The organism is Variovorax sp. PAMC26660 (assembly GCF_014302995.1).
In the GTDB taxonomy this organism is placed as follows: domain Bacteria; phylum Pseudomonadota; class Gammaproteobacteria; order Burkholderiales; family Burkholderiaceae_C; genus Variovorax.
The window spans coordinates 577,067-588,298 of the sequence record NZ_CP060295.1 but is presented as its reverse complement, the minus strand read 5'-3'; the positions used below and the strand labels follow the sequence as shown (position 1 = coordinate 588,298).

General features: G+C 66.8%; 10 protein-coding genes. 7 read left to right on the top strand and 3 right to left on the bottom strand.

Annotation, left to right across the window (positions count from 1 at the left end; genetic code table 11):
- Positions 1-2: 2 nt before the first annotated feature.
- Positions 3-1,259 (bottom strand): MFS transporter, encoded by a 1,257-nt coding sequence (locus H7F35_RS02770; RefSeq protein WP_187111463.1) that lies wholly within the window; start codon positions 1,257-1,259, stop codon positions 3-5.
- 192 nt (positions 1,260-1,451) lie between these two features.
- Here H7F35_RS02770 and H7F35_RS02765 point away from each other — a divergent pair, with 192 nt between their 5' ends.
- Positions 1,452-2,564 (top strand): BMP family ABC transporter substrate-binding protein, encoded by a 1,113-nt coding sequence (locus H7F35_RS02765; RefSeq protein WP_187111462.1) that lies wholly within the window; start codon positions 1,452-1,454, stop codon positions 2,562-2,564.
- Here the strand turns inward: H7F35_RS02765 and H7F35_RS02760 are convergent.
- Positions 2,561-3,442, bottom strand: coding sequence for a LysR family transcriptional regulator (locus H7F35_RS02760; RefSeq protein WP_187111461.1), 882 nt, complete (start codon positions 3,440-3,442; stop codon positions 2,561-2,563). The genes H7F35_RS02765 and H7F35_RS02760 overlap by 4 nt on opposite strands.
- Positions 3,443-3,547: 105 nt before the next feature.
- On the opposite strand from H7F35_RS02760, the gene H7F35_RS02755 reads away from it, so the two are divergent.
- From H7F35_RS02755 to guaD, 3 genes are all read left to right on the top strand, one after another.
- Entirely contained in the window at positions 3,548-4,153 is a 606-nt protein-coding gene (locus tag H7F35_RS02755; protein ID WP_187111460.1) for a short chain dehydrogenase, read from the top strand.
- Complete coding sequence (locus H7F35_RS02750) at positions 4,150-5,130, top strand: hypothetical protein (protein WP_261803498.1); 981 nt, start codon at positions 4,150-4,152, stop codon at positions 5,128-5,130. Before H7F35_RS02755 ends, H7F35_RS02750 begins: the two co-directional genes overlap by 4 nt.
- Positions 5,131-5,206: 76 nt before the next feature.
- On the top strand, positions 5,207-6,493 hold the full coding sequence (gene guaD / locus H7F35_RS02745; RefSeq protein ID WP_187111459.1) for a guanine deaminase: 1,287 nt from the start codon (positions 5,207-5,209) through the stop codon (positions 6,491-6,493).
- A 17-nt stretch (positions 6,494-6,510) separates the two neighbouring features.
- Here the strand turns inward: guaD and H7F35_RS02740 are convergent, their stop codons facing one another.
- Positions 6,511-7,779, bottom strand: coding sequence for a hypothetical protein (locus tag H7F35_RS02740; protein WP_187111458.1), 1,269 nt, complete (start codon positions 7,777-7,779; stop codon positions 6,511-6,513).
- 124 nt (positions 7,780-7,903) lie between these two features.
- Here H7F35_RS02740 and dcd point away from each other — a divergent pair, with 124 nt between their 5' ends.
- The 3 genes from dcd to H7F35_RS02725 all read left to right on the top strand — a co-directional run bounded on the left by dcd (position 7,904) and on the right by H7F35_RS02725 (position 11,108).
- On the top strand, positions 7,904-8,470 hold the full coding sequence (dcd, locus tag H7F35_RS02735; protein WP_187111457.1) for a dCTP deaminase: 567 nt from the start codon (positions 7,904-7,906) through the stop codon (positions 8,468-8,470).
- A 110-nt stretch (positions 8,471-8,580) separates the two neighbouring features.
- A complete protein-coding gene (locus H7F35_RS02730; protein WP_187111456.1) occupies positions 8,581-9,489 on the top strand; it encodes a neutral zinc metallopeptidase in 909 nt (302 codons plus the stop codon).
- 131 nt (positions 9,490-9,620) lie between these two features.
- Positions 9,621-11,108: a DEAD/DEAH box helicase gene (locus H7F35_RS02725; protein WP_187111455.1), complete on the top strand. Its 1,488-nt coding sequence runs from the start codon at positions 9,621-9,623 to the stop codon at positions 11,106-11,108.
- Positions 11,109-11,232 lie beyond the last annotated feature (124 nt).

Sequence of the window (11,232 nt, the reverse complement as noted above, 5' to 3'; positions counted from 1 at the left end):
GCTCAGGAAGGCTGCCGCCGCTTCGCGAGCCAGTTCCATCCGGCACCCGCTGCCATCAGCACGCAGGTGCCGAGGAACACGGCACGCATGCCGATGTGCCCGCCCACGAAGCCGCCCAGCAGCGGCCCCGTGACCTGGCCCGTGTACTGCGCCGAAGTCGAATAGCCCAGCATGTTGCCCGCCACGCGCTCAGGCACGTTGTGGCGGATCACGCTCGCGATGCAAGGCAGCAGCCCGCCGAGCGACAGACCCATCAGGAAGCGCAGCACCACGAGCTGCCAGCCCGAGGTGACGAAGGCCTGCGGAACCAGCAGCACCGCCGACACCGCCAGGCAACCCACGATCACGTTCCAGTGCCCCACGCGGTCGGCCAGCTTGCCCAGGCGCGAGGCCGAGAGGATGCTGCCGAGCGCTGCGGCGGACATCACGAAGCCGGCCATCATCGTCACGCGACTCGGGTCTTCGACCAGCGTGGCCACGTAGACCGTGATGATCGGTTCGATCGACATGTTGGCGAGCATCAGCAGCATGCCGGTGAAGAGCATCGCCACCAAGGGACGCTTGTCGGGAATGGCCGCCCAGCCGCTGCCGGCCTCGCCGCGCTGCTTCGTGGTCGAAGGCCGTTTTTTCTCTTCGCGGATCAGGAAGGCGGTGGCGAGAAAGGCCACGAAGATCATTGCGCCCGCCGCGAAGAAGGTCGCGCGAATGCCGATCAGCGGCGGCAGCACGCCGCCGACCAGCGGGCCCACGAGGTTGCCCGCCATGATGGCCGACGACATCGTGCCCAGTGCCCAGCCGGTGCGCGCCTTCGGCGTCTGCGTGGCGACCAGCACCATCGAACCCGAGGCGTAGCCGCCCAGCAGGCCCGCGAGCAGCCTCAGCCCGACGAGTTGCCAGACGTTGCCCGCCATGCCGATCAGCGCCATCGCCACTGCCATGCCCAGGCTGGCGCGAATCAGCATCGGCTTGCGGCCGTAGCGGTCGGCCAGCCGGCCCCACAACGGCGCCACCAGCGCGGCGGTGAAGAAGGTGGCGCCGTAGGCCACGCCGGACCATTGCACGATGGCAGCATGGTCCTTCACGCCCAGTTGCTCGACGTAGAGCGGCAGGAAGGGCAGTAGCAGCGTCATCGCCACGATGGTGGTGAACGAGCCGAACATGCAGACGGCAAGGTTGCGCTCCCAGTGTTCGTTAGCGCTGCTGGTGGCAGGTTCCGGCGCGGATGCGCTGCGCGAGGCGTTGGTTGTCGAGTTCGTCATGGGGCGAACTCATTGTGTGGCGACGCGGCCGATCTGGCGCCTGCCGATTGGCGTCGCCACCCATCGCGAGCGGCGTATGCAAGGCCGTGGTGCTGGCCTGAGACCGCTGCGCACTAAAATCGCTGCCCCGCAGCCGGGCGTCCCGGCCGGCTGCGGGTTTTTTGCTTTTCCGGGGCCATGTAGAGGACCACCATGTACAAAAACCTCGCGGGCCGCGCCGTTCTGGCGTGGGCATCCGCTTGCTTTTTCACCAGCTTTTCATTTCCCGCTTTTTCCCAACCGCAGGCGCCGAAAGAGCCGCTGAAGATCGGCTTCGTCTATGTCACGCCGGTCACCGACGCCGGCTGGGTGCGCCAGCATGAAGAGGGCCGCAAGGCCGTCGATGCGGCGCTGGGCGCCAGGGTGAAGACCACCTTTGTCGAGAACGTGGCCGAAGGGGCCGACGCCGAGCGCGTGATCCGCGACCTCGCGCAGCAGGGCAACAAGCTCATCTTCACGCCGAGCTTCGGCTACATGGAGCCGACGCTCAAGGTGGCGAAAGACTTTCCCGATGTGAAGTTCGAGTCGATCACCGGCTACAAGACCGCGCCCAACGTCGCGACCGCGAACGCGCGCTACTACGAAGGCCGCTACCTGGCGGGCATCGCCGCAGGGCGCATGACGAAGACGAACGTGGCGGGCTATGTGGCGGGCTTTCCCATTCCGGAAGTGCTGCAAGGCATCAATGCTTTCGCGCTCGGCATGCGCTCGGTGAACCCGAACGCCAAGGTGATCGTGGTGTGGCTCAACGAGTGGTTCGACCCGCCGAAGGAGCGCGATGCGGCGATGACGCTGTTCAACCAGAACGCCGACGTGGTGGCTTTCCACACTGGTTCGACCGCCGTGATGTCTGCGGCGCAGGAGCGCGGCAAGATGGCCATTGCTTACCACTCCGACATGCGCAAGATTGCGCCCGACGCGCAGATCGTCGCGGTCACACACCAATGGGGCGGCTACTACACGCAGCGCGCACGGGCGGTGCTCGACGGCAACTGGAAGAGCGGCAACCTCTGGGGCGGCGTGAAGGAAGGAATGATCCGCGTCGGCGACTTCGGCACCAAGGTGCCCAAGGCTGTTCAGCAGGAGGTGATGGCGCGCCAGCAGGACATCGCAGGCGGCAAGCTGCAGCCGTTTCGCGCAACGGCGGGCGATGTGCGCGACAACGAAGGCCACGTCGTCATCGCGAAGGGCGCGCAACTGAGCGACGACCAGATCCTGAAGATGAACTGGCTGGCCGAAGGCGTGCAGGGGCGCGTGACGCGCTAACCCAATCGCTCGACCACGAAGTCGACGAAGGTGCGCAGCTTGGCGCTGGGGCGTGCTTCGGGCATTCGCATGATGTGCACCTGGCGTGTCGGCAGTTCCCACTCGGGCAGCAGTTGAACTACCTGGCCCGAGGCCAGGGCAGGGCCCAGTAACGCGTCGGCCTGCACGATCACTCCCACGCCGGCCATTGCGGCTGCCAGCAGCGCTTGCCCGTTGTTGGTGGTGAGCGGGCCGCGCACCGGCACATGCACCGTCTGGCCGTCGCGCGTGAAGCGCCATGAATGGTTAGGCCCCCAGGTGGCAAAGCCCAGTAGTGGAAAAGCTTCGAGGTCCGATGGATGCCTGGGCTGGCCGTGGCGCTCGACCCAGGCGGGGCTGGCGACCGCGAACATGCGCGCCAGCGCGAGCGGACGCGCGATGAGCCGTTCGTCGACTGCCGCCCCCGAACGGATGCTGCAGTCGAAACCTTCTTCGGCCAGGTCGACCACGCGGTCGTTGAGCACCAGGTCCACCTTCACCTGCGGATAGGCGGCGATGTAGTCGCCGATCACCGGCGTGAGCCGATGCGCGCCATAGGCCACCGGCGCGGTGACGCGCAGCACGCCCTGCGGCATGGCGCGCAGCGACTCGGCCACGCCATCGGCCGTGTGCACGCTGGCCAGCACGTCGCGGCAGCGCTCCAGGTAGGCGGCGCCGATCTCGGTCAGCGCATGGCGCCGCGTGGTGCGTTCGAGCAGCCGCGCGCCGAGCTGCTCTTCGAGCGCGCGGATGTGCTTGCCGACCATCACGGCCGACAGGTCGAGCGCCTCGGCGGCGGCGGCAAAGCTGCCTGCGTCCACCGTGGCAACGAAGACTTCCATGGCGCGAAGCTTGTCCATATTGATAACTCTGAGTTCTGAATGGCCGAACCAGATGCCAATTTATCAAATGAATGGTTCGTAAAACAATGACCGCTTCTTTGATTCACTTTGGCGGGGTTCTTCATGAAGGTTCTTGTTGTGGGCGCGACGGGCGCTGTTGGCAGTGCGGTGGCACAGGCGCTGGCCGTGCGTGGGCATGAGGTGGTGCGTGCGGGCCGCACGCGCGGTGACCGGCAGGTCGACATCACGAGCGACGCCAGCGTCGAGGCGCTGTATGAGGCGGTCGGGCGTGTCGATGCGATCGTCTCGGCGGCGGGCGGCCTGTTCTTCGGGCCGGTGGCCGAGATGACGCCGGCGAACTTCAACGTCGGCCTGCAGGACAAGCTGCTGGGCCAGGTGCGGCTCGCGTTGCTCGGCCAGCATGTGTTGCATGACGGTGGTTCGATCACGTTGACCACGGGCGTCGCGGCCGACGACCCGGTCCGCGGGGGAAGCAATGCGGCTGCCGTGAATGCGGCGGTCGAGGGTTTCGTGCGGGGCGCAGCGATCGAGCTGCCGCGCGGCCTGCGCATCAATGCGGTAAGCCCCACGCTGCTGACCGAATCGGCGGCGGCGTATGGCGCGCTCTTTCCGGGCGTTGAAACCGTACCGGCCGCGCGCGTGGCGCTGGCCTACGTGCGCAGCATCGAAGGGCCGTTGACGGGGCGCGTGTTTCGCGTGTGGCAATGAGCGCGCGCACACGGCTGGCCGGCGCGCTGCTTGCGCTCGCCACGACGGCGGCCGTTGCAGCTCCGCCTGTGGTGCAGGTGCTGCCCGAAGACTGGTATCCGGAAAGCGTCGCCATCGGCCTGGGCGGCGCGTTCTACGTCGGCAGTTGGCGCCAGGGCGCGGTCGCGCGGCTGAAGCCCGGCGTGGCGCCCAAGGCCGAGGTGCTGGTCAAGCCCGGCGCCAATGGCCTGGCGAACGGGCAGGGCGTGCTGGTGGATGTCGGGCGCCATGCCCTGTGGGTCTGCTCTGGCAACAGCGGCTTCACCACGGTGCCGCAAACGCCGAGCGCGCTCAAGCGCTACGACCTCGCCACCGGTGCGCCGCGCGCGAGCTACGCGATGCCGGACGCCGGCTACTGCAACGACATCGCGCAGGACGCGCGCGGCAATCTCTACGTGACCGACTCCTACCACCCGCGCGTGCTGAAGCTCGCGCCAGGAGCCACGGCGCTGACGGTCTGGAAGGAAGACCCGGCGCTGGCCGGGGAGGGGCCGTACAAGGGCCTGAACGGCATTGCCATCGATGGTGGGCGCAATGTGTATGTGAGCCTCGTGGCGGCGGCTTCCCATCTGCTGCGCATCGATCTGGGCGCAGACGGCCAGGCCGGTGAGGTCACGCGCGTCGAGGCGCCGCGCACGATGAAGAACGTGGACGCGATCCGCGCCTGGAAGCCCGGGCGCCTCGTGCTGTTCGAGAGCAATGCCTTCGGCGAGGGGCCCTACGGCGGGCAGGTCACCGTGGCGCGCATCGATGGCACGAAGCTGGCCCTGCAGACGGTGGTGACGGGGCTCAACGATCCGTCTTCGGGCGCGGTGTGGGGAGATCGCGTCTATTTCATTGAATCGAAGTACGGGTTGCTGACCAAGCACAAGGACGGCGATCCGCCCATCCCGGCCGGCGTGCCCTTCGACATTCAGTCGCGCGCACTGCCGCGGTGAGTGCATTCGGCATATAGCACTCATATGCGCATGGAAATTGCAGCGGCGCGGGGCTGGATTACCCTCCGCAGCCACGATGAAAAAAGCCTACCGCGCCTCCCTCCTGCGATTCGATGCCGCCGGCCAGCCCGTTTTCGATGAAGACGGCCTGCTGGTCATTGCCCCCGACGGCACCGGCCGCCAGCGCGTGCTCGATGCCGGCAGCCATGCCGCCGTGGCACCGCGCCACCCCGATGCCGAAGTGACCCACCTGCCCGGACGCATCCTCGCGCCGGGCTTCGTGGACATGCACATCCACTATCCGCAGACCGACATCATCGGCGCGCCCTCGCCGGGGCTGCTGCCCTGGCTGGAGAACTACACCTTCCCGGCTGAAAGCAAGTTCGTCGACCCGGCGCATTCGCGTGAAGTGGCCGACGTGTTCTTCGACGAACTGCTGCGCAACGGCGTGACGACCTCGCTGACCTTCGCGACCTCGCACGTGGCCTCGGTCGATGCCTTCTTCGAGAGCGCGCAGCGCCGCCAGTTGCGCATGATGACCGGCAAGGTGCTGCAGGACCGCAACTCGCCCGACGGCGTGCGCGACCAGACCGAGCAGAGCCTGATCGACACCGAAGCGCTGATCCGCAAGTGGCACAACGTCGATCGCCTCGGCTATGCCATCACGCCGCGCTTTGCGCCCACCAGCACCGATGCGCAGATGCGCGGCGCGGGCGAGCTGGCGGCGAAATACGGCGACACATGGATTCAGTCGCATGTGGCCGAGAACCGCGACGAAGTGCAATGGGCGCGCGAGCTGTACCCCAAGTCGCGCTCCTACCTGGACGTGTACGCGGGCTTCGGCCTGATGCGCGAGCGTGCCGTGTACGCGCACTGCATCTACATCGACGACGAAGACCGCCGCCTGATGCGCGAGACGAAAACCGCATCGGCCGTCAGCCCCACGAGCAACCTGTTCCTGGGCAGCGGCTTCTTCGACTTCGGCGCGGCCGACCGCATCGACCATCCTTACGGGCTGGCGAGCGACGTGGGCGGGGGCACCAGCTTCAGTCCCTTCCACACGATGCTGGCGGCCTACTACGTGGGCCGCGAAGGCCAGACCAAGACCGGCCTCAGCATCGCGCCCTCGCGGCTGTGGTGGCACCACACCGGCGGCGCGGCGCGTTCGCTGGGGCTCGACGGCGTGGTGGGCAATCTGCAGCCCGGTTGCGAGGCCGACTTTCTGGTGCTCAACCCTTCGGCCACGCCACTGCTGGCGCGCAAGACCGCGCTGGCGAACAACCTCGAGGAAATGCTGTTCGCGATGATCGTGCTGGGCGACGACCGGCTGGTCGAGCGCACGGTGATTTCGCAGGCCGCCTGATTGCGGCCACGTCGGGCCTACGAAGCCTGGCAGGTCTCGATCAATGACGCACGGTCCGCGCCGGGGCGCAAGGCGGTGATGCGTGCCGCCGCGCTCTTGCACGAAGCCTGGGTCTGGCTTCGGGGGCGCGTGTCGCTGCTGCGGGTGAATTCTCCGAGGTAGATGTTCGCCACCTCGCGCCAGGGGTCCTGCGGCCAGGATGCGATGGCCTGAAAGAGCGCCGTCTCGCCTTCCTGCCAGACGCGCCCCTGGCTCGACGGGCTGATCGCGCTGACGAGGTTGTGGGCGTAGGCGCCACCGTCGGAACACCACGCGAAGCGGCCGTTCACCTGCCGGGAGACGGCCTGGACGATGTCCATCCGGCGCTGGGAGAGCGCGTATTCGAAAAGGCGCTGCAGTGCCCCTTCGCCAGCCCGCAGCGGCTGTGCGCGATGGTTGGCCAGCACCCGCAGCATGTCGGTGGGAACGGGGCCCTGTGGCTTGGCGATGGCTCCCGATTCGCGAAGCGCGATGGTTGTGGATCTGTCTTCCGCCTTCATGAGCCAGGGGGCGTACTCTTCGCGCGCTGCAAGGTCGGCAAAACAGGTGCCGGGGGCAGAGGCGATGGAGACGCCACGCCACGTCCCGGACTTCTGCGCCTCTTGCTGCGCGAGGTCGAGATAGCGGTCGAGGACTCGCCATGCATTGGCGGTGAACGCGTTGTCCAGCAGCCGCGAGGTGTCGAGCGCACCCATGCCGCATGCATCGTTGTCGATGCGCATGCGGAAATCGGGCGGCACCGTCGTGGCGAACGCAACGCACGCCTTGCCCGCGGTTTCGAGGGCGGCGGGGTCGTCTGCGTCGATGGCTTTCGTGATGTCGGCGAGGTGGTTCTCGAAGGAAGCTTTCCAGGGCGCGAACACGGCGGCCTCTTGTGCGTCTGCATGGGCCATGTCGCGTTGACGGGACCACTCCGACACCGCGCCGATGCCCATGAACAGCCCCACCGCGCCGAAATACGCGATGGAAACCGTCATGGTTCGAAATTTCAGCGCAGCCGCCAGCAGCAGGGCGAGACCAAAGCCGCTCGCGACGGCGCCGGCCCCGATCCAGAAAGACGAGCCGGACGAACCGCCGCCGTGGCCCCCGCAACATCCTCCCGCGAGCGCGCCGCCGATCGCACCGACCAGCGCGACGCCCATCGTGACCAGGCCGATCAGGAGCAGCGCCAGGCCGAGCAGCGCCTGGGTCTTGCGCGACATGCGGACGTCCGGCGCGCCGGGGAGTGTCTGGCTTTCAGGGTTCATGGTCTGTGGCCGGCGCTTTCGCGGGCCGGTCTTGTGGTTGTCCGCGGCAGGATAGCCTCAAGCCGCGCGCATCGACCGGCATGCCACAATTCGCGCCATTCCCCCGCAGCAGCAGTGACCGCATATGAGCATCAAGAGCGACAAATGGATCCGGCGCATGGCCGAGCAGACCGGCATGATCGAGCCCTTCGAGCCCGGCCAGGTGCGCGAGAGCGACGGCCACAAGATCATCAGCTACGGCACCTCGAGCTACGGCTACGACATCCGGTGCGCGCCTGAATTCAAGGTCTTCACCAACATCCACAGCACCGTGGTCGACCCGAAGAATTTCGACGAGAAGAGCTTCGTCGACATGCACGGCGACTTCTGCATCATCCCGCCCAACAGTTTCGCGCTGGCGCGCACCGTCGAGTACTTCCGCATCCCGCGCAACGTGCTCACCATCTGTCTGGGCAAGAGCACCTACGCGCGCTGCGGGATCATCGTCAACGTGACCCCCTTCGAGCCCGAATGGGAAGGCTACGTGACGCTCGAATTCAGCAACACCACGCCGCTGCCCGCCAAGATCTACGCGGGCGAAGGCTGCGCGCAGGTGCTGTTCTTCGAGAGCGACGAAGTCTGCGAGACGAGCTACAAGGACCGTGGCGGCAAGTACCAGGGCCAGCGCGGCGTGACATTGCCGAAAACCTGACGGTCCCGCGGGCCGCGCGCTGACGGCCGGTTACCCCGCCGGGCGCCAGCCCAAGTACCATCCTGCGTCACCGGCAACTACTCCTGCAAAAAGCCGGTAAGGAGATCGCGATGAGATGGGAAGGCAACGAACAATCGGACAACGTCGAAGACCGCCGTGAAGAGGGCGGCGGTGGTGGTGGTGGTGGTGGTGGTGGCGGCGGGGGCTTCCTCGGCGGCCGCAGCATCGGCATCGGCACCATCGCGGTCGCATTGATCGCAGGCTGGGTCTTCGGCATCAACCCGCTCACCGTGCTGAGCCTGCTCAGCGGTGGCGGCGGGCCCGCCCAGGTGCAGCAGCAACCCCAGCAGGGGCCGGCGGCCAAGCCGCCCTCTGGCGATCGCGAAGCGGCCTTCGTCTCTACCGTGCTCAAGAACACCGAAGTGGTCTGGACCGATGTGTTCCGGCAGAACGGCGGCACCTACCACGCGCCCAAGCTGGTGCTGTTCCGCGGTGTCACGCCCACGGCCTGCGGCACCGGGCAATCGGCCATGGGCCCGTTCTACTGCCCCGGCGACCAGAAGGTCTACATCGACCTCGGTTTCTACGACACGCTCAAGAACCAGCTCGGCGCGCCGGGCGAGTTCGCGCAGGCCTATGTGATTGCGCACGAGGTCGGCCATCACGTGCAGGACGAACTCGGCATCACCGCCAAGGTCGACGGCATGCGCAACCGCCTGAGCCAGACGCAGAACAACGCGATGAGCGTGCGTGTCGAGCTGCAGGCCGACTGCTTCGCAGGCGTGTGGGCCCACCATTCGCAGGAGTCGAAGAAGTGGCTCGACCCAGGCGACATCGAGGCCGCCATGAACGCTGCGCAGAAGATCGGCGACGACGCATTGCAGCGTTCCGCAGGCCGCGCGGTGGTGCCCGACAGCTTCACCCACGGCTCCAGCGCGCAGCGCCAACGATGGTTCGGAGCGGGCTATCAAAGCGGCGACATGAAGTCCTGCGACACCTTCAACGCGCGCAGCCTCTGAGCTTCGAGGGCTTGAGAGGCCCATTTCCATTGACTTGAATGCTATTGAATAAATAGCAATTCCACCGTCACGGGCGTTGTCACGCCGCCGTCACTGCTGTTTTTTGCGGCAGTGCGACAATACCGGGCTCAATGACAAGTTCCTTCTCCAATCTTTCGCTGGCAGAACCGCTGGCGCGCGCCGTGGCCGAAATGGGCTACGAGACCATGACACCGATCCAGGAGCAGGCCATTCCGGTCGTGCTTTCGGGCCAGGATGTGATGGGCGCCGCCCAGACAGGCACCGGCAAGACGGCGGCGTTTTCGCTCCCGTTGCTGCAGCGCATGCTCAAGCACGAAAACACCTCCACGTCGCCTGCGCGGCATCCGGTGCGTGCGCTCGTGCTGTTGCCCACGCGTGAACTGGCCGACCAGGTCGCGCAACAGGTCAAGCTGTACGCCAAGTACACCAACCTGCGCAGCACGGTCGTGTTCGGCGGCATCGACATGAAGCCGCAAACGCTGGAACTGAAGAAGGGCGTCGAAGTCCTGGTGGCCACGCCCGGCCGGCTGCTCGATCACATCGAAGCCAAGAACGCGGTGCTCAACCAGGTCGAATACGTGGTGCTGGACGAAGCCGACCGCATGCTCGACATCGGCTTCCTGCCCGACCTGCAGCGCATCCTGAGTTACCTGCCCAAGCAGCGCACCACGCTGCTGTTCTCGGCCACGTTTTCGCCCGAAATCAAGCGGCTTGCAGGCAGCTACCTGCAGAACCCCGTCACCATCGAAGTGGCGCGCCCGAACGAAACGGCCTCGACCGTCGAGCAGCATTTCTACAGCGTGAGCGACGACGACAAGCGCCGCGCGCTCAAGCAGATCGTGAAGCAACGCGGCATCACGCAAGCCTTCGTGTTCGTCAACAGCAAGCTCGGCTGCGCGCGCCTCGCACGCTCGCTGGAGCGCGATGGTCTTCGCACCACCGCACTGCACGGCGACAAGAGCCAGGACGAACGCCTGAAGGCGCTCGCCTCGTTCAAGGCCGGCGAAGTCGACCTGCTGGTGTGCACCGACGTCGCGGCCCGCGGCCTCGACATCAAGGACGTGCCGGCGGTCTTCAACTTCGACATTCCGTTCAATGCCGAAGACTATGTGCACCGCATCGGCCGCACCGGCCGCGCAGGCGCTTCCGGCCTGGCCGTGAGCTTTGCGAGCGGCGGCAACGATGCTCGCCTGGTGGCCGACATCGAGAAGCTGATCAAGAAGAAGATCGAACTCGAACCCGTCGAGTTCGAGGAAGACCGTCCGCGTGGCCGCATCAACGATGGGCGCCGTCATTGGCGCGAAGAAGGCGAAGCCGGCGACGCGCGCGACGTGCTCGACCAGCCGCGTGAACGCAGCAGCAGCCTGAGCGGCAGCGACGCACGCCGCGGCAGCAGCAGCAGCGGTGGTGGCGGACGCCCGCACCGCCCGTCGGCACCGCGCGATCCGTTCTTCGACAAGCCCTACGAAGCGGGCGAGCCCGACGCCACGCCAGCCTGGGAAGCCGCCGCCAAGGCCGCGCCCGCGCGCGGCATCTCGAGCAACATCAAGAGCAAGCGCAAGGTCGCGGCCCTCTTCAAGAGCGCCGAGCCGAGCTGACCAACTCGGCCGATGTCGCGCGAAGCCGCGGCATCCGGCAATCCTTCCAGAAACACCGAGGAACCGGCTCTGCCGGGCCTCAGGTGTTGCCCCCGATAGGGGGTTGGCGCAGCGACACGAAGTG